The organism is Klebsiella sp. H-Nf2 (assembly GCF_002806645.1).
Classification (GTDB): Bacteria; Pseudomonadota; Gammaproteobacteria; order Enterobacterales; family Enterobacteriaceae; genus Klebsiella; species Klebsiella variicola.
On sequence record NZ_PIBL01000001.1, the window covers coordinates 982519 to 1007092 of the forward strand.

General features: G+C 57.0%; 26 protein-coding genes. 18 read left to right on the plus strand and 8 right to left on the minus strand.

Annotation, left to right across the window (positions count from 1 at the left end; genetic code table 11):
* The first annotated feature begins 268 nt into the window (after window positions 1–268).
* A complete protein-coding gene (locus CWM58_RS04840; RefSeq protein WP_100680395.1) occupies window positions 269–2641 on the plus strand; it encodes a glucose/quinate/shikimate family membrane-bound PQQ-dependent dehydrogenase in 2373 nt (790 codons plus the stop codon).
* A gap of 69 nt (window positions 2642–2710) precedes the next feature.
* On the opposite strand, the gene CWM58_RS04845 is transcribed toward CWM58_RS04840, so the two are convergent.
* The 3 genes from CWM58_RS04845 to cybB form a co-directional block, all read right to left on the minus strand.
* Window positions 2711–3829, minus strand: a complete 1119-nt coding sequence (locus CWM58_RS04845) for an S-(hydroxymethyl)glutathione dehydrogenase/class III alcohol dehydrogenase (RefSeq protein WP_012968056.1) — start codon at window positions 3827–3829, stop codon at window positions 2711–2713.
* A 24-nt stretch (window positions 3830–3853) separates the two neighbouring features.
* Window positions 3854–4129 carry a metal/formaldehyde-sensitive transcriptional repressor gene (locus tag CWM58_RS04850; RefSeq protein WP_004101746.1) on the minus strand — a complete coding sequence of 92 codons (276 nt, stop codon included), beginning with the start codon at window positions 4127–4129 and terminating at the stop codon, window positions 3854–3856.
* A gap of 105 nt (window positions 4130–4234) precedes the next feature.
* Window positions 4235–4762 (minus strand): cytochrome b561, encoded by a 528-nt coding sequence (cybB, locus tag CWM58_RS04855; protein ID WP_100680397.1) that lies wholly within the window; start codon window positions 4760–4762, stop codon window positions 4235–4237.
* Between the two features lie 262 nt (window positions 4763–5024).
* Between cybB and CWM58_RS04860 the strand changes: the two genes are divergently transcribed.
* Window positions 5025–5393, plus strand: a complete 369-nt coding sequence (locus CWM58_RS04860) for a hypothetical protein (protein WP_061154398.1) — start codon at window positions 5025–5027, stop codon at window positions 5391–5393.
* Between the two features lie 9 nt (window positions 5394–5402).
* Here the strand turns inward: CWM58_RS04860 and CWM58_RS04865 are convergent, their stop codons facing one another.
* On the minus strand, window positions 5403–5588 hold the full coding sequence (locus CWM58_RS04865) for a hypothetical protein (RefSeq protein WP_061154397.1): 186 nt from the start codon (window positions 5586–5588) through the stop codon (window positions 5403–5405).
* 295 nt (window positions 5589–5883) lie between these two features.
* Here CWM58_RS04865 and CWM58_RS04870 point away from each other — a divergent pair, with 295 nt between their 5' ends.
* Window positions 5884–6204 carry a cupin domain-containing protein gene (locus tag CWM58_RS04870; RefSeq protein ID WP_061154396.1) on the plus strand — a complete coding sequence of 107 codons (321 nt, stop codon included), beginning with the start codon at window positions 5884–5886 and terminating at the stop codon, window positions 6202–6204.
* A gap of 79 nt (window positions 6205–6283) precedes the next feature.
* On the opposite strand, the gene CWM58_RS04875 is transcribed toward CWM58_RS04870, so the two are convergent.
* Window positions 6284–6748 carry a winged helix-turn-helix transcriptional regulator gene (locus CWM58_RS04875; protein ID WP_100680399.1) on the minus strand — a complete coding sequence of 155 codons (465 nt, stop codon included), beginning with the start codon at window positions 6746–6748 and terminating at the stop codon, window positions 6284–6286.
* Window positions 6749–6942: 194 nt separating this feature from the next.
* Between CWM58_RS04875 and CWM58_RS04880 the strand changes: the two genes are divergently transcribed.
* Together CWM58_RS04880 and add are read left to right on the plus strand one after the other, a co-directional pair.
* Window positions 6943–8091 (plus strand): MFS transporter, encoded by a 1149-nt coding sequence (locus CWM58_RS04880; protein WP_165785717.1) that lies wholly within the window; start codon window positions 6943–6945, stop codon window positions 8089–8091.
* A 157-nt stretch (window positions 8092–8248) separates the two neighbouring features.
* On the plus strand, window positions 8249–9250 hold the full coding sequence (gene add, locus CWM58_RS04885; RefSeq protein ID WP_100680401.1) for an adenosine deaminase: 1002 nt from the start codon (window positions 8249–8251) through the stop codon (window positions 9248–9250).
* Window positions 9251–9285: 35 nt separating this feature from the next.
* Here the strand turns inward: add and CWM58_RS04890 are convergent, their stop codons facing one another.
* Window positions 9286–10326, minus strand: a complete 1041-nt coding sequence (locus CWM58_RS04890; RefSeq protein WP_100680402.1) for an oxidoreductase — start codon at window positions 10324–10326, stop codon at window positions 9286–9288.
* A gap of 190 nt (window positions 10327–10516) precedes the next feature.
* Between CWM58_RS04890 and blr the strand changes: the two genes are divergently transcribed.
* The 13 genes from blr to gstA all read left to right on the plus strand — a co-directional run bounded on the left by blr (window position 10517) and on the right by gstA (window position 22223).
* Complete coding sequence (gene blr, locus CWM58_RS04895; protein WP_061154391.1) at window positions 10517–10654, plus strand: division septum protein Blr; 138 nt, start codon at window positions 10517–10519, stop codon at window positions 10652–10654.
* Window positions 10655–10769: 115 nt separating this feature from the next.
* Complete coding sequence (locus tag CWM58_RS04900) at window positions 10770–12140, plus strand: GH1 family beta-glucosidase (protein WP_100680404.1); 1371 nt, start codon at window positions 10770–10772, stop codon at window positions 12138–12140.
* A 218-nt stretch (window positions 12141–12358) separates the two neighbouring features.
* A complete protein-coding gene (gene ydgT, locus CWM58_RS04905) occupies window positions 12359–12574 on the plus strand; it encodes a transcription modulator YdgT (protein ID WP_004202843.1) in 216 nt (71 codons plus the stop codon).
* Window positions 12575–12649: 75 nt separating this feature from the next.
* Window positions 12650–13090 carry a DUF2569 domain-containing protein gene (locus tag CWM58_RS04910; protein WP_074385674.1) on the plus strand — a complete coding sequence of 147 codons (441 nt, stop codon included), beginning with the start codon at window positions 12650–12652 and terminating at the stop codon, window positions 13088–13090.
* A gap of 78 nt (window positions 13091–13168) precedes the next feature.
* Complete coding sequence (rsxA, locus tag CWM58_RS04915) at window positions 13169–13750, plus strand: electron transport complex subunit RsxA (protein WP_002907658.1); 582 nt, start codon at window positions 13169–13171, stop codon at window positions 13748–13750.
* Window positions 13750–14328: an electron transport complex subunit RsxB gene (rsxB, locus tag CWM58_RS04920; RefSeq protein WP_074385673.1), complete on the plus strand. Its 579-nt coding sequence runs from the start codon at window positions 13750–13752 to the stop codon at window positions 14326–14328. The genes rsxA and rsxB overlap by 1 nt, the downstream gene beginning before the upstream one ends.
* On the plus strand, window positions 14321–16378 hold the full coding sequence (gene rsxC, locus CWM58_RS04925; RefSeq protein ID WP_100680405.1) for an electron transport complex subunit RsxC: 2058 nt from the start codon (window positions 14321–14323) through the stop codon (window positions 16376–16378). The genes rsxB and rsxC overlap by 8 nt, the downstream gene beginning before the upstream one ends.
* The gene (rsxD, locus tag CWM58_RS04930; RefSeq protein WP_061154386.1) at window positions 16379–17431 is read left to right on the plus strand and encodes an electron transport complex subunit RsxD; all 1053 of its coding nucleotides are present in this window, start codon (window positions 16379–16381) and stop codon (window positions 17429–17431) included.
* A gap of 10 nt (window positions 17432–17441) precedes the next feature.
* Window positions 17442–18062 (plus strand): electron transport complex subunit RsxG, encoded by a 621-nt coding sequence (rsxG, locus tag CWM58_RS04935; protein WP_032691405.1) that lies wholly within the window; start codon window positions 17442–17444, stop codon window positions 18060–18062.
* A 2-nt stretch (window positions 18063–18064) separates the two neighbouring features.
* Window positions 18065–18763 carry an electron transport complex subunit E gene (locus CWM58_RS04940; RefSeq protein ID WP_008804642.1) on the plus strand — a complete coding sequence of 233 codons (699 nt, stop codon included), beginning with the start codon at window positions 18065–18067 and terminating at the stop codon, window positions 18761–18763.
* Window position 18764: 1 nt separating this feature from the next.
* Complete coding sequence (gene nth, locus CWM58_RS04945) at window positions 18765–19400, plus strand: endonuclease III (protein WP_100680407.1); 636 nt, start codon at window positions 18765–18767, stop codon at window positions 19398–19400.
* Between the two features lie 601 nt (window positions 19401–20001).
* Window positions 20002–21507 carry a dipeptide/tripeptide permease DtpA gene (gene dtpA / locus CWM58_RS04950; protein ID WP_061154385.1) on the plus strand — a complete coding sequence of 502 codons (1506 nt, stop codon included), beginning with the start codon at window positions 20002–20004 and terminating at the stop codon, window positions 21505–21507.
* Between the two features lie 110 nt (window positions 21508–21617).
* Complete coding sequence (gene gstA, locus CWM58_RS04955) at window positions 21618–22223, plus strand: glutathione transferase GstA (RefSeq protein WP_061154384.1); 606 nt, start codon at window positions 21618–21620, stop codon at window positions 22221–22223.
* A gap of 42 nt (window positions 22224–22265) precedes the next feature.
* Here the strand turns inward: gstA and pdxY are convergent, their stop codons facing one another.
* Window positions 22266–23126 carry a pyridoxal kinase PdxY gene (gene pdxY / locus CWM58_RS04960; protein ID WP_061154383.1) on the minus strand — a complete coding sequence of 287 codons (861 nt, stop codon included), beginning with the start codon at window positions 23124–23126 and terminating at the stop codon, window positions 22266–22268.
* Between the two features lie 60 nt (window positions 23127–23186).
* Window positions 23187–24461 (minus strand): tyrosine--tRNA ligase, encoded by a 1275-nt coding sequence (gene tyrS, locus CWM58_RS04965; protein ID WP_012968045.1) that lies wholly within the window; start codon window positions 24459–24461, stop codon window positions 23187–23189.
* Window positions 24462–24574 lie beyond the last annotated feature (113 nt).

Sequence of the window (24574 nt, forward strand, 5' to 3'; positions counted from 1 at the left end):
GGGAGCCTACGTTCGCCGATGTGATGCGCCTGGCGGCACAACACATTTAGCAAAATAATCATTTAGTGCGAAATCATTCATTAACAATTGCGTAAATTTCTTTAACAGATCTATCATATCGCGATTTCACCAAATGGTTCATTCGAAATCACATCAAGCAATAAACCTGCGTTTATGAAGGTACAAACCTCTTCATTCAAAAATAAAACAGAAAGCACCTGTTTCATTTGGTTCATGATGAAGTGGCGGGAGTGGTTAAGGAGATTACATGGCAACTGGCAACGCGCCGCGCGGATTCCCCCGGATCCTGCAGTGGCTTCTCGCCGGACTGATGCTCATCATCGGTCTGGCTATCGGTATTCTTGGGGCAAAACTGGCCCTCGTCGGCGGTACACTGTACTTCGCGCTGATGGGCGTGGTGATGGTCATCGCGGCGGTGTTGATTTTCCGCAACCGCCGCGGTGGTATTTTGTTATACGCCGTGGCGTTTATCGCCTCGGTGATCTGGGCGATAAGTGACGCTGGCTGGAACTACTGGCCGCTCTTCTCACGCCTGTTTGCGCTTGGTGTGCTGGCCTTCCTTGCCGCCCTGGTCTGGCCTTTCCTCGCCAGCCCACCGGCAAAAAAAGGCCCGGCATATGGCGTTGCCGCCGTTCTCGCCGTGGTACTGGCGGTGAGCTTTGGCTGGATGTTCAAATCCGAACCGCTGGTTAGCGCCACTGAAGCGGTGCCAGTGAAGCCCGTCGCACCGGGCGAACAGCAGAAAAACTGGGCGCACTGGGGTAATACCACCCACGGCGACCGTTTCGCCGCGCTGGACCAAATCAACAAACAGAACGTCAACCAGCTGCAGGTGGCCTGGGTGGCGCATACCGGCGATATCCCGCAGAGCAATGGCTCCGGGGCGGAAGATCAAAACACCCCGCTGCAGATTGGCGATACTCTCTACGTCTGTACCCCTTACAGCAAAGTGCTGGCGCTGGATGTGGACAGCGGGAAAGAGAAATGGCGCTATGACTCCAAATCCTCTTCGCCCAACTGGCAGCGCTGCCGCGGCTTAGGCTATTACGAAGAGAGCCAGGCGCAAACCGCGCCAGCGTCAGGCACGCAACCTGCCGCCTGTTCCCGTCGTCTGTTCCTGCCGACGATCGACGCCCGCCTGATCGCCATTGATGCCGATACCGGCAAACTGTGTGAAAGCTTCGGCGATCGCGGTATTGTCGACCTTAGCGTCGGCATGGGTGAAGTGAAAGCAGGCTATTATCAGCAGACCTCCACCCCGCTGGTGGCGGGCAATGTGGTGGTGGTGGGCGGCCGCGTCGCGGATAACTACTCCACCGGCGAACCGCCGGGCGTGGTCCGCGCGTTTGACGTCCACACCGGCAAACTGGCGTGGGCGTGGGATCCAGGCAATCCAGCGCTGACCGGTGTTCCGCCGGAAGGCCAGACCTATACGCGCGGTACGCCAAACGTCTGGTCGGCGATGTCCTACGACGCGAAGCTGAATCTGATCTATCTGCCAACCGGCAACGCCACGCCAGATTTCTTTGGCGGCGAACGTACCGCGCTGGACGATAAATACAGCTCCTCTATCGTGGCTGTGGATGCCACCACCGGCCAGGTGCGCTGGCACTTCCAGACCACGCACCACGACCTGTGGGACTTTGACCTGCCGTCTCAGCCGCTGCTGTACGACCTGCCTGACGGCAAGGGCGGTACCACCCCGGTGCTGGTGCAGACCAGCAAGCAGGGCATGATCTTTATGCTCAACCGCGAGACCGGCGAGCCGGTGGCCAAAGTGGAAGAACGTCCGGTGCCGGTGGGCAACGTCAAAGGTGAACGCTACTCTCCGACGCAGCCTTACTCGGTGGGAATGCCGATGATCGGCAACCAGACGCTGACCGAATCCGATATGTGGGGGGCGACACCGATCGACCTGCTGCTGTGCCGTATTCAGTTCAAAGAGATGCGCCATCAGGGCGTCTTTACCCCGCCAGGTGAAGACCGTTCCCTGCAGTTCCCGGGCTCGCTCGGCGGCATGAACTGGGGCAGCGTTTCGGTGGATCCGAACAACAGCCTGATGTTCGTCAACGATATGCGTCTGGGCCTCGCCAACTATATGGTGCCGCGCGCGAAGGTGGCGAAAGACGCCAGCGGGATCGAGATGGGCATCGTGCCGATGGAAGGCACGCCGTTTGGCGCCATGCGCGAACGTTTCCTGTCGCCGCTGGGCATTCCATGCCAGAAACCGCCGTTCGGCACCATGTCCGCGGTGGATCTGAAAACCGGGAAACTGGTGTGGCAGGTACCGGTTGGCACCGTAGAAGATACCGGGCCGCTGGGGATCCGTATGCACATGCCAATTCCGATCGGCATGCCAACCCTTGGTGCGTCGCTGTCCACACAGTCCGGACTGCTGTTCTTCGCCGGTACCCAGGATTTCTACCTGCGCGCCTTTGATACCGCGAACGGCAAAGAGATCTGGAAATCGCGTCTGCCGGTCGGTAGCCAGTCCGGCCCGATGACCTACGTCTCACCGAAAACCGGTAAGCAGTACATTATTATCAATGCTGGCGGCGCCCGTCAGTCACCGGATCGCGGCGATTACATCATCGCCTACGCGCTCCCAGACCATCACTGATCGACCTAAGCAAAAGGGCCCATCCGGGCCCTTTTTTTATGGGTGACGATACGCCATCAGCGTTAGCGATTACTGGTCGCCAAAGTGGATCACGGTGCGAATCGATTTGCCTTCATGCATCAGATCAAAGGCCTCGTTAATCTGCTCCAGCGGCAGGCGATGGGTAATAAACGGGTCGAGGCGAATTTTACCGGCCATGGCGTCTTCCACCATTCCCGGCAGCTGACTGCGCCCTTTCACGCCGCCGAAGGCGGAACCGCGCCACACGCGGCCGGTCACCAGCTGGAAAGGACGGGTCTTGATCTCCTGGCCCGCACCGGCTACACCGATGATCACGCTCTCACCCCAGCCTTTATGGCAGCACTCCAGCGCGGCGCGCATCACGTTGACATTGCCGATGCACTCGAAGCTGAAATCCACCCCGCCGTCGGTCAACTCGACAATCACATCCTGAATCGGCTTATCGTAGTCGTTCGGGTTGATAAAGTCGGTTGCGCCCATCTCTTTTGCCAGGGTGAACTTATCCGGGTTGGTATCGACCGCCAGAATGCGTCCGGCCTGCGCCTGCACCGCGCCCTGGATCACCGCCAGGCCAATGCCGCCCAGACCAAAGACCGCGACGCTATCCCCGGGCTTGACCTTCGCCGTGTTGTGCACCGCGCCGATACCGGTGGTGACGCCGCAGCCCAGCAGGCACACTTTATCCAGCGGCGCCTGCGGATTGACTTTAGCCAGCGAGATCTCGGCGCAAACCGTATATTCGCTGAAGGTGCTGGTGCCCATATAGTGATAAATCGGTTCGCCGTTATAGGAGAAACGGGTGGTGCCGTCCGGCATCAGCCCTTTACCCTGGGTGGCACGCACCGCCTGACAGAGATTGGTTTTACCCGACTTACAAAACTTGCACTCGCCGCATTCCGCGGTATACAGCGGGATCACGTGATCGCCAGGCTTAAGGCTGGTGACGCCCTCGCCCACTTCCACGACAACCCCGCCGCCTTCATGGCCCAGTACCGCCGGGAAAACACCTTCCGGATCGTCGCCGGAGAGGGTGAAGGCATCGGTGTGGCACACGCCAGTGTGGGTGATTTTCACCAGAACTTCGCCTTTCTTCGGCGGCGCGACGTCAATCTCAACGATTTTTAACGGCTGGCCAGGGCCAAAGGCAACTGCTGCGCGTGATTTCATAACTGTCTCTTCCTCGTCGTGATGTTATTTTAAATAGGATCGTAGCAGATGACCGACCTCTGCCATTCTCGCGGCCCGCTGGTCCGGGGTGGTCTCGCCGCTAACCAGCTCGTCCTGCAGGTGGATCTCCACCATTTCGCCCATCAGGCCATTTGCCGCACCGCGAATCGAGGCAATCTGCTGCAGGATTGTCATGCAGGGTTCTCCGGACTCCAGCGCGCGCTCGAGGGCTTCGACCTGGCCGCGGATGCGTCGTACGCGACTGAGCGCCCGTTTTTTATCTTCAGGTGAATGTGGCACGATTACGCCTCCGTATCATATAGGGGGGTATACTATATTTTATTGCCCATAAAGGCAAAAAAAACCCCGTCGCGGGACGGGGTCAGGCAAAACGGTAACGACTATTTAGCGCTTACGGGGCATCATCCGCAGCAGGGTATTATCTTTCCACCAGTAATGATGGACCAGCGCGGCAAGGGCATGCAGGCCAATCACGAAGTAGCCCGCGTTGGCTAACCATTCATGGATCGCCTTCAGGGTGTCCACCCGCTCAAAATCGCTCTGCGGGGCATACGGCATGGTCAGGCCAAAGGCGTACCAGGGATTTCCGCGCCAGTACATCATCACCATGCCAATCAGCGGTAAGGCAATAAACAGCAGATAGATAACCAGATGGCCAAGATGAGCAAAACCGGTCATCATCGGCGACGGTTTCGGCACGATCGGCGGCGCTGGCGACTTCAGCCGTACCAGCAGACGCGTCACCATCAGCACGCAGATGGTGATCCCGCAGGAGACATGAATCATATTAATCAGCGGCCGGTCGCTACTGGGAAAAAATCCACGTAGCTCCATTGCCGCATAAGCCACCACCACCAGCAAAAAGACCAGCCAGTGAATACCGATCTGCAGGCCCGAATATTTATCGCGCATGGAATTTCCTTCATGGAAAGAGTGATGTCGCCAACATAGCGGCCTTCTCTTAAATTTTCATTAACCTTTACGTTGAATTAACAATTGATTAGCGTATTGCGCCGCTCCGGGAAGGCGCAGCCTGCCTCGACCTGCTGAAGCGAACGGGCAACCGGACGTCAGTCCGCTATTACAAAATTAAACAGTTTTGTCACCTTCCACCGCCCTGTCCTTCTCTATAGTAGAGAGCATCTGTCGAGCCACGTTGCGCATGGAGATGAGAATGAAGAAAATCGGCTTACCGCTATTGTTGCTGGCCTCGCTGGCCGGCCCGGCTTTTGCCGCGGACTGCCAGCCTAATGGCATTGGCGGATCATTTTGCATAAACGATGATGGCACCACCACCGACACGGTACCGAATGAAGTGAATGGTATGGATACTTACTCGGACAATGGCGGGTATACCAGCTCCCTGCCCGATCAGTCGGGGGCAGATGAAGCACTGGCGGGCTCGACGATGTCGACGCAGGAGGATACCGTCGCCAGCAGCGGCCAGGGCGATAGCGCGCTGGCTGGCCGCGACTGGCATGCACCGTCCAATCTCAATGATGGCGCCGCCACCTCCAGCATGAGCCTGCTGGATAAACCCTGAGAACAGACGCTAAGCGAAGCTCCAGCCTGCGGCGCCGATGGCGACGGCGAACAGCAGGCAGGCCAGCGCCGTTTTGCGTAACAGCATGGTATAGAAAGAAATCGCGACGCCAATAAAGACCACAATCAGAATCGGCCACATGCTTAATAGCAGCAGCAGAAAACCCTCAATATTGTTATGGATTACGCTCTCCACATCCGCATCCTTGCCTCATCGTCGATAAAGTAAGCAGAATTTAATATGTAACATGAATACATTCAAATAAAATATAAATGTAAATGATTATTCTGCTGGCAGTGAGTCGCCTGTCGCGACGTGCAGAGGGTCATCAGAAGCCACCAGGAAAAAGATATGTCAATATTCTGGGGGGCAAGGGGCTGAGGAGAAAGGGTTAGCCGCTTCTTCGACTTGTTTTTCCATATTTGTTATAGGACGGCAGAGCATTTCTATGACATAAGTGCCTAAAACGAACATCAAAGGGAATGACGTTATGTCGCTTTATGACCTTAGCGCCGAAGCACAGGTGTTACCGGAAGCCTGGCACTCACAAGTATTAGGCCGCATTGGCACAGCGAATCTCAAAGTTTTACGAATGGATGAACGCTCATTAAGCGAAGAAGTACATGAGTATGACGAGGGGTTACTGGTCATTGACGGACGTCTGGAGCTGAATGTGAAAGGAGAAAAAATCTCTGTCACGCCTGGCCAGCTTTATGTCGCCAAAGCTGGCATTCCTCATATTGTGGAAACAGGCAGCTTTGGCACACTGGTTATCATAGATTTACCTGAAACGAAGGTTGCCGAACGCTAGTATGTTCGCTTTTCGCTGTACGGCCGTGGCGCGATGTCATCGAACCGATTCCCACCGCACCGCGCCCCTCTTCAGGCCTTCATTCACCGCTGATATCCGACACAACGCGCCGGCGATGGCAGTCGCCAGGTTGCAGTTTCTCCCCCTGAGCGGAACGCACATCCAGATACTGAAGCGGCTGACCGTGTTCGTTATCCAGCAGGACAGAATAGGTTTCCCCGTGATCAAACATATAACGCTCTCCCCATTGCCGCATCGCCACAACAATGGGAAACACAGATCGCCCCTTTTCAGTCAGGACATATTCCTTGTAGGCGCTGCCATCCGATGCCGGTAAAATCACGAAAATACCGATATCGACCAGGTGCTTCAGCCGCGAGGCAAGGATATTTTTGGCCAGCCCTAGATTCTTTTGAAACTCGCTGAATCGCCGCACATCGTCAAATGCCTCGCGAATAATCATCAGGCACCAGCGTTCACCAATTGATTCCAGCGTCCTTGCCACCGGACATTCACTGGTTCTGAGTGATTCCTGTTTCGCCATCTGCGTGCTCTCCGTCAATCAGTCTACTGATGCCAGCTTAATCTTCACACGAAACAGTTGCAAAAGAAAACCACTATGGCTAATTTTATAGGCACACTAGTTTTAAAAAGCAACCAGAGTGCAGGCCTCTTATGAAATGCAAGGCAAGTTTGTGTACCGAGCACGAGATCCCGACCGCCTCCGCCCCTGTCACGATGCTGACCGCGGGGATAACGACGCTGTTTTCACTGACCTGCGCGCTGGCGGTAGCCAACGTTTATTCAGCTCAGCCTTTACTCGACTCGATGGCGGTCAGCCTGAAGGTGTCGCCCGGCATGATGGGCAGCGTCATCTCCGCGACACAGGTGGGCTATGCCATCGGCTTGCTGTTCCTGGTTCCGCTCGGCGATGGGTTGAACCGTAAACACGTGATGATGACTCAGCTGTTGCTGTCAGTGGCGGCGTTAGTCGTGGCAGGGTTATCCCCTAATATCGCGATCCTGCTGGGTGCCATGCTGATCGTCGGCCTGATGGCGGTGGTGGTGCAGTTGATGGTGGCATGGGTGGCGATACTGGCGACACCGCAGAAACGGGGCCAGGCGGTAGGTACCCTGACCAGCGGAATTGTTTCAGGCATTCTGTTGTCTCGTTTTATATCAGGCGCGATCGCTGATATCGCCGGCTGGCGAGCCGTTTATCTCACGGCTGCCTGTCTGATGTTGTTGATTGCCGGCGTCGTCTGGAAAGTCATGCCTTCGCCCACGCCGCAGTCGCAAAAGCCCACTTACCTTTCCTTACTGAAGTCAGTTTTTCAGCTGTATACCACTGAACCGCAATTGAGAAAGCGCGGGATCCTGGCGCTACTGATCTTCGCCGCTTTCAGTATGCTGTGGACGACCATGGTCATGCCGCTCACCGCCCTTTCCCTGTCGCACACCCAGACAGGGATGTTTGGCCTGGCCGGCATCGCTGGCGTGCTGGCCGCCTCAAGGGCGGGCAAGTGGGCTGACCAGGGATGGGCGCAGCGCACGACCGGCCTGGCACTGGCGCTGCTGGCGCTCTCATGGCTGCCTATCGCCTTTGCCGAAACCTCTCTGCTCTGGCTAATAGTGGGTGTTATCGCACTGGACTTTGCGGTGCAGGCCGTTCATGTCACCAACCAGAGTCTGATTATTGCCGCCAGGCCTGCAGCGGCAAGCCGCCTGGTTGGGGCTTACATGTGTTTTTATTCGCTGGGCAGTGCGGCAGGCGCTATCGTCGCCACGCAACTTTATTCCCATTGGGGATGGCAGGCGGTCTGCCTTGCCGGCGCCGCGGTCAGCGCGTGCGCTTTTCTGATCTGGTCAGGATCGCGTCAATCATGAACGTCGTTCGCTGTTTTAAATGGAGCAGCGAAAAAGAGCGGAAAAGTGACCAGAGAAGCCCCAGCTGTTTGTATCGAATGGATTTTTTCAATGCTTTTAAACAGTTATGTACATGTTGTATAATGACGTGCACTTTAACTAAAAAAAGAGTGCGACCATGATTGATTCTTCATTGCCATTAACCGACATTCACCGCCACCTTGACGGTAACATCCGGGCCCAAACCATCCTCGATCTTGGCCGCGAGTTTAATATCGCCCTCCCCGCTTCCACCCTCGACACGCTGCGTCCCCACGTCCAGGTCACCAGCCTTGAGCCCGATCTGGTCAGTTTTCTCGCCAAGCTCGACTGGGGGGTTAAAGTCCTTGCTTCACTGGAAGCCTGCCGTCGCGTGGCATACGAGAACGTCGAAGACGCCGCGCGCAATGGCCTGCACTACGTTGAGCTGCGCTTCTCTCCTCGCTATATGGCGATGACCCACCAGCTTCCCGTCGACGGCGTGGTAGAAGCGGTGATCGCGGGCGTACGTGAAGGCAGCCGCGATTTTCAGGTCGACGCCCGCCTGATCGGCATTATGAGCCGCACCTTCGGCGAAGCGGCCTGTCAGGAAGAGCTGGCGGCGCTGCTCGCCCACCGCGAGGGCATCACCGCGCTGGATCTGGCCGGTGATGAGCTGGGCTTCCCGGGCGCGCTGTTCCTCAACCATTTTAATCAGGCCCGCGACGCTGGCTGGCATATTACCGTCCACGCTGGCGAAGCGGCCGGACCGGAAAGTATCTGGCAGGCCATCCGCGAGTTGGGCGCGGAGCGCATCGGTCATGGGGTCAAAGCGGTAGAGGATCCGGCCCTGATGGACTACCTGGCCGAACATCAGATCGGCATTGAATCGTGCCTGACCTCGAATGTGCAAACCAGCACCGTGGCTTCGCTGGCCCAACATCCGCTGAAGCAGTTCCTTGAGCACGGCGTGCTGGCGAGCCTCAACACTGACGATCCGGCGGTGCAGGGCGTCGATATCATTCACGAGTACACCGTGGCGGCGCCGGCGGCGGGCCTGAGCCGGGAGCAGATCCGTCAGGCGCAGATCAACGGTCTGACCCAGGCGTTTCTGAGCGAACAGGAAAAAGCTGCTCTCATTCAGCGGGTGGCGAAAGGTTGATCACCGGCCCGGCGGCCGCGCTGCCGGGCTCCCCCTCACACCAGGCTGAGCGTGGCGCGATGTCTGGCCGACTCGATACCCAGCTCAATCAACGTCATGATCTGAATCGCCTCGCTGGCCGGGACCGGGTTTTCTCCCTCCCCGTTAAGCGCATCGCGAATGGCGGCATAGTAGGCGGGATAGTTGCCCGGCAGCGTCAGCCATGTCTCCTCGCTTCGTTCGTCGCCTTCGGCGCGGGTCAGAGTACCGTCGCGCATATCATACCCCCAGTCCTCCTGCGGCAGTCGTTCACCGTTTTTTAGCCGTTCCTCCTGAGGATCAAGGCCGAACTTAATATAGCTGGCCCGCGAGCCGTGGACGATAAAGCGCGCGCTCTCTGCGGCGGCGAGTAGCGTACCGTGCAACACCACCCGCCGCTGGGGATAGGCCAGCACGGCGTGAAAATAGTCGGTGGATTGCGCGCCGGGGCGAAGTTGAGCGAGATCGACCGTGATACTCACCGGCAGACCAAACAGCACCACCGCCTGATCGAGCAGATGCGGCCCCAGATCGTACCAAATGCCACTTCCGGGGCCTCCCTGTTCCCGCCAGCGCTGGCGCACCTGGGGGCGGAAGCGATCGAAATGCGACTCGAAGTAACACACCTCCCCCAGTTGACCTTCGTTAATCAGTGCCCTGACGGTTAAGAAATCACTGTCCCAGCGGCGGTTATGAAACACCGACAGCACCCGGCCACAATGCTTCGCCAGCCCCTCCAGCTCGCGCGCCTGTGACAGTGTCACGGTAAAAGGTTTATCCACTACCACATGCTTGCCCGCTTCCAGCGCCGCTTTCGCCAGCGGAAAGTGGGTGTCGTTCGGGGTGGCGATGACCACCAGATCAATATCAGGATCGTTGAGCAAGTCCTTTGCCGCACTCACCACCCTGACCCCTGGCCAGTCGGCATGAACTTTGCTGGCCTCGCTGCTGGAGACCGTCGTCAACGCCATGCCCGGCGTGCCGCCGATCAGCGGCGCGTGAAACGTTTTGCTGGCGTAACCGTAACCTAATAGCCCTACCCGGATCGCGTCACTCATGTTACCGCCTCACTTATTCAGCTGATGTCAATATCATGTTGATGAGAATAATCTTACAAATAGTGAGCAAAATTTATCATTTAACACCCTGATTTTTTCCCGCACATGTGCAAAATCAGACAGATACCCCTTGTGATCTGCTGACCATGGAGTAACATTTCACGCTGTGTTCAAAGGATATTGACGTGTTATGACGACTGTTTTTACCCGTATTGTAGAACTTATTGGCTGGATTGTTTTTGGTATTTCCGCACTGCTTTTGGTTATCGCGCACCATATTGATAACTATCAGGCCCCACCGCCAGCGGATGTGGTGCAGACAAAGTAGCGCCGCCGTAAAACAGTGACCCGCTTCGCAACTGTGCAACCGGTTTCAGAAACCGGTTGCACAGTTATCATCGCTTTTATTACACTCCCTTTATCATCAGACAGGGAGCTTATTCATGGCCGCTTTTCCGCACAATTTTTTATGGGGTGCCGCTACCGCAGCGTATCAGGTTGAAGGTGGGCACGACGCAGACGGCAAAGGACCGTCAATCTGGGATATCTACTCTCACCTGCCGGGTACCACCTTTGAAGGCACCACCGGCGATGTCGCGGTCGACCACTATCACCGTTTTCGCGAAGACGTTGCGTTAATGGCCGAAATGGGCCTGCAAAGTTATCGATTCTCTATCTCCTGGCCACGACTGCTGCCCAACGGGCGCGGTGAAGTGAATGAAGCGGGAGTACAGTTTTACAGCGATCTGATCGACGAACTGCTGGCGCACAATATTGAGCCGATGATCACCCTCTATCACTGGGACCTGCCGCAGGCCCTGCAGGATGAGGGCGGCTGGGAAGCACGGAGTACCGCCGAGGCCTTCGCCGAGTACGCCCGCCTGTGCTATGCGCGCTTTGGTTCACGGGTGAAGCTGTGGGCGACCTTTAACGAAACCATCGTGTTCATTGGCCACGGCTACATCAACGGTCTGCATCCCCCGGCGGTCCGCGATCCAGCGCGTGCCATTCAGGCCTGCCACCACGTGTTTATCGCCCATGCGCTGGCGGTGAAGGCGTTCCGCGAGAGTGGCGTGGCGGGCGAGATTGGCTTCGTCAATGTGCTACAGCCGCATACTCCGCTCACCGACAGTGAGGCGGACAAAAAGGCCACCGAACTGGCTGACGCCATCCATACTCACTGGCTTTACGACCCGGTACTGAAAGGCACCTATCCTGCGGCTCTGCTGGCGCAGACCCAGGCTCTGTGGGGGGTACCGCGCTTTTCACCGGACGATGACGCACTGCTGCGCGAGAACCGCTGTGACTTTATTGGGCTGAATTACTATCGCCGGGAAACGGTGTCCGCCCAGCCGCCCGAGATCCCCACCGGTGGCGAACCTGGCGTGGAGGGGTTGTTCTATTTCGTGCGTAATCCGCAGAGCACCTATACCGAATGGGGATGGGAAATCTGGCCGCAGGGGCTGACGGACGGCATGATGATGATCAAGGAACGCTATGGCGATATCCCGATCTATATCACCGAAAATGGCCTGGGGGCGAAAGACCCGATTATTGCCGGTGAAGTGGTCGACGACCCGCGAATCGACTACCTGAGCAGCCATATTGGCGCCGTGGAAAAGGCGCTGGCGCTAGGGGCGGATGTGCGCGGCTATTATCCCTGGTCGTTTATCGATCTGCTGAGCTGGCTTAACGGGTATCAAAAGCAGTACGGCTTTGTCTATGTCGATCACCAGCAAAATCTGGCACGCAAACGAAAGAAGAGTTTTTATTGGTACAAATCTGTTATTGCCAGTCACGGCGAACAGCGTTAATCTTCTCTTGCGGGCGCCATTCGGCGCCCGGTCTGGTTTTAGAATATTCTTAAACTTCTCCCTGCTCTTCAAGGTCGGCTCTCGCCCCTTGTCATGGGTTTATATAACCTGAATCATTCCACCCGGCCCCATTCAGAAGGCGCCGTTGGTTGAGAGTAGGTTTAGTGAATGCTGATAATATTCAACATAATTATTCCGATTATAAAATGGATACGAAAATGACCGTTCTGGACTATTTATTAAAATTCCGCAAAATCAGTTCGCTCGAAAGTCTTGAAAAACTATTTGATCACCTTAACTACTCCCTGACCGACACCGAAGAGATCGTGAATATGTATCGTGCGGCCGACCACCGCCGGGCAGAGCTGGTCTCCGGCGGTAAATTGTTCGATGTAGGCCAGGTGCCTAAATCCGTTTGGCGATTCGTGCAGTAAGGCTGTCATCCTTCACGCCAGTTGCTTATACTTCCCGGCCTGATTTTCATTACTGGCGTTGAATAGGGGAGTAACATGACGTCTCAATCTGCAGAACGCATCGGCGGATGGCTGCTGGCACCGCTGGCCTGGTTGCTGGTGGCGCTGCTGAGCGCCTCCTTATCGCTGCTGTTTTTTGCCAATGCCCTCATGTCGACGCAGACGTATGCCCTGCTGCGCGCTATGAGCACCGGACATATGGTACTGTGGCTCGCTTCGCTGCTGTTTGCTGTCGCCATGTGGTATTACACGCTTTGGCTGACTATCGCGTTCTTCAAGCGGCGCTCGCTGGTCCCTAAGCACTATATTATCTGGTTGCTCATCACTCTGCTGCTGGCGATAAAGGCTTTTGCCTTCTCTCCCGTCTCGGATGTTCTTGCTTTGCGTCAGCTGCTGTTTCCACTGTTGGCTGCCGCGCTCCTGGCGCCCTATTTTCGCCGTTCACAGCGGGTAAAACGGACCTTTGTTCATCCGTAATAACCCCACATTTAACCTGTTGTCGCCGGTATCGTTTTATTCGATAATAAGCGGCTTTTTTTCGTTTCAGGTCGCATGATGGCTGATTATTTACTGCTCTTTATTGGTACTGTCCTTGTCAATAACTTCGTTCTGGTGAAGTTTCTTGGCCTGTGCCCGTTTATGGGGGTTTCCAAAAAGCTGGAAACCGCAATGGGGATGGGGCTTGCCACCACCTTCGTGATGACGCTGGCCTCTATTTGTGCCTGGCTGATCGATACCTGGATCCTTATCCCGTTAAATCTGGTTTATTTACGCACGCTGGCCTTTATTCTGGTCATCGCCGTGGTGGTCCAGTTCACTGAAATGGTGGTGCGTAAAACCAGCCCGGCGCTCTATCGCCTGCTGGGTATCTTTCTGCCGCTGATCACCACCAACTGTGCCGTACTCGGGGTGGCGCTGCTGAATATTAATCTGGGGCACAATTTCCTGCAGTCCGCGCTGTACGGCTTTGCCGCCGCCGTCGGTTTCTCGCTGGTGATGGTGCTGTTCGCGGCGATCCGCGAGCGCCTGGTGGTGGCCGATGTGCCCGCGCCGTTTCGCGGTAATGCCATCGCATTGATTACCGCCGGTTTAATGTCTCTGGCCTTTATGGGCTTTAGTGGTTTGGTGAAGTTGTAATGAGCGCAGTCTGGATAGCCGTCATCGCCATCAGCCTCTTAGGGCTGATTTTCGGCTTAATACTGGGGTATGCCTCCCGCCGTTTCGCGGTGCAGGACGACCCGGTGGTGGAAAAAATTGATGAACTGTTACCGCAGAGCCAGTGTGGGCAGTGCGGATACCCCGGCTGCCGCCCCTATGCGGAAGCTGTCGGTGCCCAGGGTGAAAAAATTAACCGCTGCGCGCCAGGTGGCGAAGCCGTGATGTTAAAAATCGCTGCCTTACTGAACGTCGACCCGCAGCCGGTCGATGGCGATGAACAGGAGGCGGAGCCAGTTCGCATGCTCGCGGTAATCGACGAGCCGAACTGCATTGGCTGCACCAAATGCATCCAGGCGTGTCCGGTGGATGCGATTGTCGGGGCAACCCGCGCCATGCATACCGTGATGAACGACCTGTGCACCGGTTGTAATCTGTGCGTAGCCCCTTGCCCGACCCAGTGCATTTCGCTCGTTCCGGTGGCGACCACCCCGGAAACCTGGAAATGGGATCTCCATACGATCCCGGTGCGCAATATTCCTGTGGAACAACATGTTTAAGTTATTTTCCGCTTTCCGAAAAGATAAAGTCTGGGATTTTAACGGCGGTATTCATCCGCCAGAAATGAAAACCCAGTCTAACGGTACCCCACTGCGCCAGGTGTCCCTGCCGCAGCGCCTTATCATTCCGCTGAAGCAGCATATTGGCGCCGAAGGCGAACTGTGCGTCAAGGTGGGCGATCGGGTGCTGCGCGGGCAGCCGCTGACCCGCGGATGGGGAAGAATGCTGCCCGTACACGCCCCGACCTCCGGTACCGTTGCCGCCATCGCCCCGCACACCACCGCTCATCCGTCGGCGCTGGCGGAGATGAGCGTGATCATTGACGCCGACGGCGAAGACCGCTGGATTGAGCGCGATGGCTGGAGTGATTATCAGGTCCGCACGCGCGAAGCGCTTATCGAACGCATTCATCAGTTTGGCGTCGCGGGCCTCGGCGGGGCCGGTTTCCCCACCGGCAGCAAACTGCGCGGCGGCGGCGATAAAATTAAGACGCTGATTATTAACGCCGCCGAATGCGAACCCTATATCACGGCGGACGACCGCCTGATGCAGGATTGCGCGGCGCAGATTGTCGACGGGATCCGCATCCTCGCGCATATTCTGCAGCCTGACGAAGTGCTGATCGGCATTGAAGACAATAAACCGCAGGCCATTTCGATGCTGCGGGCGGTGCTCTGCGACGCCCATGGCATCTCGCTGCGGGTGATCCCCACTAAATACCCCTCCGGCGGGGCCAAGCAGCTTACCCAAATTCTCACTGGCAAGCAGGTGCCCCACGGCGGTCGTTCGTCGGATATTGGCGTGCTGATGCAGAACGTGGGGACGGCCTATGCGATAAAACGCGCGGTGATTGACGGCGAGCCGTTAACGGAGCGCGTAGTCACCCTGACCGGCGAGGCGGTCTCGCGGCCAGGCAACGTCTGGGCGCGCCTTGGTACCCCGGTACGCCATCTGCTAAACGACGCCGGCTTCTGCGCCAGCGCCGAGCCGATGGTGATCATGGGTGGCCCGCTGATGGGCTTTACCCTGCCGGGTCTGGACGTCCCGGTGGTGAAGATCACCAACTGTCTGCTGGCGCCTTCCGCCAGCGAGATGGGCGAGCCGCAGGAAGAAAAAGGCTGCATTCGCTGCAGCGCCTGCGCCGACGCTTGTCCGGCCGATCTGCTGCCGCAGCAGCTGTACTGGTTCAGCAAAGGCCAGCAGCACGATAAAGCTACCGCGCACAATCTGGCGGACTGCATCGAATGCGGCGCCTGCGCGTGGGTTTGCCCAAGCAATATTCCGCTGGTGCAGTACTTCCGTCAGGAGAAAGCGGAGATCAGCGCGATTCGCCAGGAAGAGCAGCGCGCCGCAGAAGCTAAAGCGCGATTCGAAGCCCGACAGGCGCGCCTGGAGCGTGAAAAAGCCGCCCGCGCCGAACGGCATAAAAAAGCTGTCGTTCAGCCTGCCGCCAAAGATCAGGATGCGATTAACGCCGCTCTGGCTCGAGTACGCGACAAACAGCGTGATGCGGCGCAACCGATCGTGATTCAGTCTGGTGCCAAACCGGATAACAGCGAGGCAATTGCCGCCCGCGAAGCGCGGAAGGCCGAAGCCCGGGCACGCAAAGCACAGCAGCAGGCTACGCCTGCGGAACCCCCGGCAACTGACGCTGTCGACCCACGCAAGGCCGCGGTGGAAGCCGCCATCGCCCGCGCCAAAGCGCGCAAAGCCGAACCGCAGGCTACACCGGTAGACACGCCGGCAACCGACACCGTCGACCCACGCAAGGCCGCGGTGGAAGCCGCTATCGCCCGCGCCAAGGCGCGTAAAGCCGAACAGCAGGCCGCGCCGGTGGAAACCCCGGCAACGGACGCCGTCGATCCGCGCAAGGCCGCGGTGGAAGCCGCTATCGCCCGCGCCAAAGCGCGCAAAGCCGAACAGCAGGCCGCACAACCGGATATCGCGTCAGCCGCAGCCAATGACGACCCACGCAAAGCGGCCGTCGCCGCGGCGATCGCTCGCGTTCAGGCGCGTAAAGCAACACAGCAGGCAGTTAACGAGGAATAAATGGTTTTCAGAATCGCAAGCTCCCCCTATACCCATAACCAGCGGCAGACCTCGCGCATTATGCTGCTGGTGCTGCTCGCCGCCGTGCCTGGCATTGTGGTCCAGACCTGGTTTTTCGGCTGGGGTACCGTACTGCAGATTGTCCTCGCCGCATTGACGGCCTGGGCAACGGAAGCCGCAATTCTCAAACTGCGTAAACAGCATATTGTGGCGACCCTGAAGGACAATTCCGCCCTGCTCACTGGCCTGCTTCTGGCGGTGAGTATTCCGCCGCTGGCCCCCTGGTGGATGGTGGTGCTCGGCACTGCCTTTGCCGTGGTGATCGCCAAGCAGCTGTACGGTGGATTAGGCCATAACCCGTTCAACCCGGCGATGATCGGCTACGTCGTGCTGCTGATTTCGTTCCCGGTACAGATGACCTCCTGGTTGCCTTCATATGAAATTGCCGCCCAGATTCCGGCGTTCAGCGATGTGCTGCAGATGATCTTCACCGGGCATACCGCCGCCGGGGGCGACATGGCCAGCCTGCGACTGGGTATTGACGGCATCAGCCAGGCAACGCCGCTGGATACCTTTAAAACCTCTCTGCATGCCGGGCATAGCGTCCAGCAGGTGCTGCAATTGCCGGTTTACGGTGGCGTACTGGCGGGCCTTGGCTGGCAGTGGGTGAATATCGCCTGGCTGGCGGGCGGTCTGTTCCTGCTGTGGCAGAAAGCGATCCGCTGGCATATTCCGGTCAGCTTTCTCGTCAGCCTTGGCCTGTGTGCCACCCTCGGCTGGTTATTCTCGCCGCAGAGCCTGGCGTCGCCGCAGATGCATTTGTTCTCTGGCGCCACCATGCTCGGCGCTTTCTTTATTCTGACCGACCCGGTGACGGCTTCAACAACCAACCGCGGCCGTCTGATCTTTGGCGCCCTCGCCGGCCTGCTGGTGTGGCTTATTCGCAGCTTCGGCGGTTACCCGGATGGCGTGGCATTTGCCGTTCTGCTGGCGAATATTACCGTGCCGCTGATCGATTACTACACGCGTCCGCGCGTGTATGGCCACCGTTGAGAGAGCGATGATGTTAAAAACGATGCGAAAACACGGCGTCACGCTGGCGCTGTTTGCCGCCGGTTCCACCGGGCTGACGGCGGCGATCAATGAACTGACGAAAAGCACTATTGATCAGCAGGCGGCCCTGCAGCAGAAAGCGTTATTTGATCAGGTCTTACCTGCCGACCGCTATAATAACGATCTGCTCAAGAGCTGCTATCTGGTCAGCGCCCCGGCGCTGGGCAAAGGCCAGCATAAAGTATGGATCGCTAAGAATAACGACCAGCCGATCGGCGCGGTCATGGAAGCCACCGCGCCGGATGGCTACTCCGGGGCAATACAGTTGCTGGTTGCCGCCGATTTTAGCGGCACCGTCCTCGGCACCCGCGTGACCGAGCACCATGAAACGCCGGGTCTGGGCGATAAAATTGAGCTTCGTCTGTCGGACTGGATCACCCATTTTGCCGGGAAAGTCATCCACGGCCAGGGCGACAGCCACTGGGCGGTCAAAAAAGATGGCGGCGATTTTGACCAGTTCACCGGCGCCACCATCACCCCCCGGGCGGTGGTCAATGCCGTTAAGCGCGCAGGCCTGTATGCACAAACGCTGCCTGCGCAACTTCCTGAATTCACCGCCTGTGGAGAATAACCATGAGCGAAGTTAAAGACGTCATCGTCCAGGGTCTGTGGAAAAATAACTCCGCCCTGGTACAGCTGCTAGGTATGTGCCCTCTGCTGGCAGTCACCTCGACCGCCACCAACGCCCTTGGGTTGGGCCTGGCGACCACCCTGGTGCTGACCTTAACCAACCTGACCATCTCCAGCCTGCGCCGCTGGACGCCGGCGGAGATCCGTATTCCCATCTACGTGATGATCATCGCCTCGGTGGTGAGCGTCGTACAGATGCTGATCAACGCCTATGCCTTCGGCCTGTACCAGTCGCTGGGGATTTTCATCCCGCTTATCGTAACCAACTGCATCGTGGTGGGCCGCGCCGAAGCCTTTGCCGCCAAAAAAGGGCCGGCGCTGTCGGCGCTGGATGGCTTTTCTATCGGCATGGGCGCCACCTGCGCGATGTTTGTGCTGGGCTCCCTGCGCGAGATCCTTGGCAACGGCACGCTATTTGACGGCGCCGATAGTCTGCTTGGCAGCTGGGCGAAGGTGCTGCGCATCGAAGTTTTCCATACGGATACCCCCTTCCTGCTGGCTATGCTGCCGCCAGGCGCCTTTATTGGCCTCGGCATGATGCTGGCGGTAAAATACCTCATCGATGAACGTAGCAAGCAGCGGAAGGCGCAAGCGGCCCGGGCCGTTTCTGTCGCCCCGTCTGACGTGACAGGGAAAGCATAATATGAACAAAGCCAAACGCCTGGCGATCCTCACCAGGCTGCGGAAAAACGATCCCCACCCCACTACCGAACTGCATTTCAGTTCGCCGTTCGAGCTGCTGATTGCCGTTCTGCTTTCGGCGCAGGCCACCGACGTCAGCGTCAACAAAGCGACAGCCAAACTCTATCCGGTGGCCAATACGCCCGCAGCGATGCTGGCGCTGGGGGTGGATGGGGTGAAATCGTATATCAAGACTATCGGCCTGTTTAACAGCAAAGCGGAAAATGTCATCAAGACCTGCCGCATCCTGCTGGAGCAGCACAACGGCGAGGTGCCGGAAGACAGAGCAGCGCTGGAAGCACTGCCCGGCGTGGGCCGTAAAACCGCCAACGTGGTGCTGAATACCGCCTTTGGCTGGCCAACCATCGCCGTGGACACGCACATCTTCCGCGTTTGTAATCGGACGCAGTTCGCCCCGGGCAAGAATGTTGAGCAGGTGGAAGAGAAGCTTCTGAAGGTGGTCCCCGCCGAGTTTAAGGTCGACTGTCATCACTGGTTGATCCTGCACGGACGTTATACCTGCATTGCCCGCAAGCCGCGCTGCGGCTCCTGCCTGATTGAAGACCTCTGCGAATTCAAAGAGAAAGTCTACGCCTGATACCTTCGCCTGAGCCATAACCTCACTTTCAGTTATGGCTCGAATTTATGCATTTAACCCGTCGTTAACACCAGAAAATGTGCTTTATGGTGGGTAATAATCCGGTCATATAACGAACAGTCAGTTCATTCATTTTTTCTCGCCGCAAAATTTCTATACATTTGTGATCAAGATCATGCTCGCAACTTTATGTTGATTACATGTTGTGAAAATGAAAATAAATGTCAGGCATTACAACGATTGAGCAAAGATTGCCAGGATAATAGCCCATTAATTTTTAGGATAATGGACCATATCACTGCCTATAAGGTCATTCAGCAGAATATATCGCCTGTTTGGCAAAATCACGCTGATTAAAAAGATAAAAATAGCAACGATAACGAAACGGTGAAATTTAACTCTGGATAACATTCATATGTCCGGATCATTATGCCGCACATATTATGTGTAACAGATTATTACAAAGGCCTTGCCTGATGCGCCAGGATAGTGAACATTACCTGCCGTTTTCCCTCCCAAAATAACTATAAAGGCGGCGGTCCAACGAGATTGCGCCCCGAACACCCCCCAGTAAATATGGGATGTAAAAAAAGAGGTATATGTGTCTACTGCAAACAATAAACCAGCAGAAAGTGTGAGTCTGAACGCTTTCAAACAACCACGCGCGTTCTATCTCATTTTCTCGATCGAGTTATGGGAGCGTTTTGGTTATTACGGCCTGCAAGGGATCATGGCCGTTTACCTGGTAAAACAGCTGGGTATGTCGGAAGCGGATTCCATTACTCTGTTCTCCTCCTTTAGCGCGCTGGTCTATGGCCTGGTTGCCATTGGCGGCTGGCTGGGCGACAAAGTGCTCGGCACCAAACGTGTCATCATGCTGGGCGCTGTCGTGCTGGCCATCGGCTATGCACTGGTGGCCTGGTCCGGCCATGATGCTGCCATCGTCTATATGGGTATGGCGACCATCGCCGTCGGTAACGGCCTGTTTAAAGCCAACCCGTCTTCCCTGCTTTCGACCTGCTATGACAAAAACGACCCACGTCTGGACGGTGCATTTACCATGTACTATATGTCCATCAACATCGGTTCGTTCTTCTCTATGCTGGCAACCCCGTGGCTGGCCGCTCGCTTCGGCTGGAGCGTGGCGTTTGCCCTTAGCGTGGTGGGGATGGTGATCACGATTATTAACTTTGCCTTCTGCCAGAAATGGGTTAAACAGTACGGCTCCAAACCGGACTTTGCCCCGGTACACATGGGTAAACTGCTGGCGACCATCGCTGGCGTGGTGGTGCTGGTCGCCATCGCCACCTGGCTGCTGCACAACCAGGGTATCGCACGTATGGTGCTGGGCGTCGTCGCGCTGGGTATCGTCGTGATTTTCGCCAAAGAAACCATGGGTCTGAAAGGTGCCGCACGTCGTAAAATGATCGTCGCCTTCCTGCTGATGGTAGAAGCGATTGTCTTCTTCGTACTCTACAGCCAGATGCCGACCTCCCTGAACTTCTTCGCTATCCGTAACGTTGAGCACTCGATCCTCGGTATCGCCTTCGAACCGGAACAGTATCAGGCGTTGAACCCGTTCTGGATCATGATTGGTAGCCCTATTCTGGCAGCCATTTATAACAAGATGGGCGACCGCATGCCGATGCCGCATAAATTCGCTTTCGGTATGGTGCTGTGCTCTGGCGCGTTCCTCGTCCTGCCTTTAGGGGCGAAGTTCGCCAGCGACGCAGGTATCGTCTCGGTTAACTGGCTCATCCTGAGCTACGCGCTGCAGTCTATCGGTGAGCTGATGATTTCCGGCCTCGGTCTGGCGATGGTCGCTCAGCTGGTTCCTCAGCGTCTGATGGGCTTCATTATGGGCAGCTGGTTCCTCACCACCGCCGGCGCGGCGATCATCGCCGGGAAAATCGCCAACCTGATGGCGGTGCCGGAAAACGTGACTGACCCGCTGGTGTCGCTGGAAGTCTACGGCCACGTGTTCCTGCAGATTGGTATCGTCACCGCGGTTATTGCCGCCCTGATGCTGCTGACCGCGCCGAAGTTGAATCGTATGACTCAGGACGACAGCGCAGACCTGAAAGCACGCGAAACCGCGGCAGCCTGACGCCGCAGGGAAAACCAATTATTTTTAAGCCGCTAACGTTAGGTTAGCGGCTTTTTTTTTACCCCTGGCGGGACTAACATACAGAAAACTGCAGCCACGAGGAGTTACGCATGAAACTGTTCTACAAACCCGGCGCCTGTTCCCTTGCCTCGCACATCGCCCTGCGCGAAAGCGGCCTGGATTTCACTTTGCAGAGCGTGGACCTGGCCAAAAAACGGCTGGAAAACGGGGATGACTATCTGCTGATCAACCCGAAAGGTCAGGTGCCGGCGTTACTGCTGGATGATGACATCCTGCTGACTGAGGGCGTGGCTATTATGCAGTACATCGCAGATCAGGTGCCGGACCGCCATCTGCTGGCGCCAGTGGGCTCCATCGCCCGCTACCAGACCCTGGAGTGGCTGAACTACGTGGCCACCGAGCTGCATAAAGGCTTTACCCCACTGTTCCGCCAGGATACCCCGGAGGACTATAAGCCTGTCGCGCGGGCGTTGCTCGAGAAGAAACTGCAGTATGTTGATGCGTCGCTGGAAGATAAACAGTGGCTGACCGGCCATCGCTTCACTATCGCCGATGGCTATCTGTTCACCGTGCTGCGCTGGGGCTATGGCATAAAACTGGATATGGCTGCCTATGGTCATATCGGCAGCTGGATGGCGCAGGTGGCAGCGCGTCCAGCGGTGGCTGACGCACTGGCGGCAGAAGGCTTAAAATAAGGCCTGAACCTGCCCGGCGGACCGTCGGGCAGGCCCGGGAAGTTACAGCCGGGTGGCGCTGAAGCAGTGCTCCGGTACGGCAATGCGATCCTGCGCCGCCACCACCTGCAGTTCATACTCTTGCATGTTTTTAGTGGTGAGCATGATCTCGTACACCGCGGCGGTGACGTGCTCAAGCGCATCGCGCAGGCTGGCACCCTGCAGCAGTTTCACCAGCAGCAGTCCACTGGTCACATCACCGACGCCGACCGGCTGACGCAGGCCAAAATCCACCAGCGGCCGGCTGATATGCCAGGCTTCATCTGCCGTCACCAGCAGCATCTCAAAACGATCCATGCTCAGACCGGCGCGGGAGAGATGTTTAACCAACACCACCCCCGGCCCCTGGACAATCAGCTCCCGCGCGGCAGCTACCGCCTCGCTGACGCTGGCGACCGGATGACCGCACAGGATCTCCAGTTCAACCAGATTCGGCGCAATAATATCGCTGGCCGGCAGCGCATAGCGCACGTGGAATTCCGCCACGCCGGGCGCGACGATGCACCCTTTCTCCGGATGGCCCATCACCGGGTCACAAAAGTACTTCGCCGCCGGATTGGCCGCTTTCACCTGACGCACGATACCGAGGATATGCTCGCCCTGTTCAGCGGAACCGAGATAGCCGCTCAGTACCGCATCGCAGGTCTGCAGCTTATCGATGTCGGCGATGCCCTGGACGATTTCCGTCAGGTGTGAAGGTGGCATCACGCAACCTGTCCATTTACCGTACTGCGTATGGTTGGAGAACTGAACGGTATTCAGGGGCCAGACATTGGCGCCCAGACGGCGCATCGGAAACTCGGCGGCACTGTTGCCGGCGTGGCCAAACACAACGTGAGACTGAATGGCGAGGATGTTCTTCATTTTCTTACCACAACCCTAAAAAGAAAAAGGGCGTGGTTTCCCACGCCCTGGTTTTATTTTTTATTTCCAGCAGACCAGGCAGTAATTCTTTTTACCGCGACGCAGTAAGGTGTAGCGGCCGAACAGACGGTCGCTGTCGCTGAATACATATTCCGGGTCGGCCTGTTTTTCACCGTTGATAGTCACCGCGTTCGAGGCAACGGTTTTACGCGCCTGACCGCGGGACGGCTGCAGCTCGGAATCCACCAGCGCCTGCAGGAGATCCGCGCCTTTTTCCATTTCGATCATCGGCACGCCATCCTGCGCCAGCTGTTCGAAATCTGCTTCGCTCAGGTCGCTCAGATTACCGTTGAACAGGCTTTCGGTAATGCGCTTCGCCGCTTCCAGGCCTTCTTCGCCGTGGACCAGGCGCGTCACCTGCTCTGCCAGCACGTACTGGGCGCGCGGCGCTTTACCGCTGTTTTTGTCTTCTTCTTCCAGGGCATTGATCTCAGCCATGTCCATAAAGGTGAAGAACTTGAGGAAGCGATAGACATCAGCGTCCGCGGTGTTGATCCAGAACTGGTAGAATTTGTACGGACTGGTTTTCTTCGGATCCAGCCACACGGCGCCGCCTTCGGTTTTACCGAATTTGGTGCCGTCTGCCTTGGTGATCAGCGGAACCGTCAGGCCAAACACCTGGTTCTGGTGCAGGCGACGGGTCAAATCGATACCGGAGGTGATGTTGCCCCACTGGTCGGAACCGCCGATCTGCAGCGCCACGCCGTGCAGCTTGTTCAGGCAGGCGAAGTCGTACCCTTGCAGCAGGTTGTAGGAGAACTCGGTAAAGGAGATACCCTGATCGTCACGATTCAGGCGCTGCTTCACTGCTTCTTTGTTAATCATCTGGTTAACAGAGAAGTGTTTGCCGATATCGCGCAGGAAGGTCAGCACGTTCATGCTGCCAAACCAGTCATAGTTGTTCGCCGCAATCGCCGAATTGTCGCCGCAGTCAAAATCAAGGAACGGGGCCACCTGTTTGCGGATTTTATCCACCCACTCCTGCACGGTATCCTCGGTATTTAGCTTACGCTCAGCGGCTTTAAAGCTTGGGTCGCCAATCAGACCGGTTGCGCCGCCCACCAGCGCCACAGGTTTATGACCTGCCTGCTGGAAGCGTTTCAGGCATAACAATGGAACAAGATGCCCCAAATGCAAGCTGTCAGCGGTAGGATCGAAGCCGCAATAGAGCGCGATCGGGCCTTGCGCCAGTCGCTCTGCTAACGCTTCCTCGTCCGTCACCTGGGCTACCAGCCCCCGCTCTTGCAATTGTTTAATCAAGTTACTGCTTGCCATCAAATTCTCCATGTATAAACGACTGCACCTCTGCCGGTACACGACTTTTCGCCAGATGCGAAAAGTACATAGAATAAAGCGCCGGCCCTTTCAGCGCCAGCGCTTCGATAACT

Bases quoted from the DNA above. Each gene is read 5' to 3' on its own strand.
- CWM58_RS04840 (WP_100680395.1), top strand. From the start codon at position 269: ATGGCAACTGGCAACGCGCCGCGCGGATTCCCCCGGATCCTGCAGTGG.
- tyrS (WP_012968045.1), bottom strand. From the start codon at position 24,461: ATGGCAAGCAGTAACTTGATTAAACAATTGCAAGAGCGGGGGCTGGTA.
- blr (WP_061154391.1), top strand. From the start codon at position 10,517: ATGACGACTGTTTTTACCCGTATTGTAGAACTTATTGGCTGGATTGTT.
- CWM58_RS04890 (WP_100680402.1), bottom strand. From the start codon at position 10,326: ATGAGTGACGCGATCCGGGTAGGGCTATTAGGTTACGGTTACGCCAGC.
- rsxD (WP_061154386.1), top strand. From the start codon at position 16,379: ATGGTTTTCAGAATCGCAAGCTCCCCCTATACCCATAACCAGCGGCAG.
- CWM58_RS04910 (WP_074385674.1), top strand. From the start codon at position 12,650: ATGACGTCTCAATCTGCAGAACGCATCGGCGGATGGCTGCTGGCACCG.
- cybB (WP_100680397.1), bottom strand. From the start codon at position 4,762: ATGCGCGATAAATATTCGGGCCTGCAGATCGGTATTCACTGGCTGGTC.
- gstA (WP_061154384.1), top strand. From the start codon at position 21,618: ATGAAACTGTTCTACAAACCCGGCGCCTGTTCCCTTGCCTCGCACATC.
- CWM58_RS04900 (WP_100680404.1), top strand. From the start codon at position 10,770: ATGGCCGCTTTTCCGCACAATTTTTTATGGGGTGCCGCTACCGCAGCG.
- CWM58_RS04880 (WP_165785717.1), top strand. From the start codon at position 6,943: ATGCTGACCGCGGGGATAACGACGCTGTTTTCACTGACCTGCGCGCTG.
- add (WP_100680401.1), top strand. From the start codon at position 8,249: ATGATTGATTCTTCATTGCCATTAACCGACATTCACCGCCACCTTGAC.
- rsxB (WP_074385673.1), top strand. From the start codon at position 13,750: ATGAGCGCAGTCTGGATAGCCGTCATCGCCATCAGCCTCTTAGGGCTG.
- rsxA (WP_002907658.1), top strand. From the start codon at position 13,169: ATGGCTGATTATTTACTGCTCTTTATTGGTACTGTCCTTGTCAATAAC.
- CWM58_RS04845 (WP_012968056.1), bottom strand. From the start codon at position 3,829: ATGAAATCACGCGCAGCAGTTGCCTTTGGCCCTGGCCAGCCGTTAAAA.
- pdxY (WP_061154383.1), bottom strand. From the start codon at position 23,126: ATGAAGAACATCCTCGCCATTCAGTCTCACGTTGTGTTTGGCCACGCC.
- CWM58_RS04875 (WP_100680399.1), bottom strand. From the start codon at position 6,748: ATGGCGAAACAGGAATCACTCAGAACCAGTGAATGTCCGGTGGCAAGG.
- CWM58_RS04940 (WP_008804642.1), top strand. From the start codon at position 18,065: ATGAGCGAAGTTAAAGACGTCATCGTCCAGGGTCTGTGGAAAAATAAC.
- ydgT (WP_004202843.1), top strand. From the start codon at position 12,359: ATGACCGTTCTGGACTATTTATTAAAATTCCGCAAAATCAGTTCGCTC.
- nth (WP_100680407.1), top strand. From the start codon at position 18,765: ATGAACAAAGCCAAACGCCTGGCGATCCTCACCAGGCTGCGGAAAAAC.
- CWM58_RS04870 (WP_061154396.1), top strand. From the start codon at position 5,884: ATGTCGCTTTATGACCTTAGCGCCGAAGCACAGGTGTTACCGGAAGCC.
- CWM58_RS04860 (WP_061154398.1), top strand. From the start codon at position 5,025: ATGAAGAAAATCGGCTTACCGCTATTGTTGCTGGCCTCGCTGGCCGGC.
- rsxC (WP_100680405.1), top strand. From the start codon at position 14,321: ATGTTTAAGTTATTTTCCGCTTTCCGAAAAGATAAAGTCTGGGATTTT.
- rsxG (WP_032691405.1), top strand. From the start codon at position 17,442: ATGTTAAAAACGATGCGAAAACACGGCGTCACGCTGGCGCTGTTTGCC.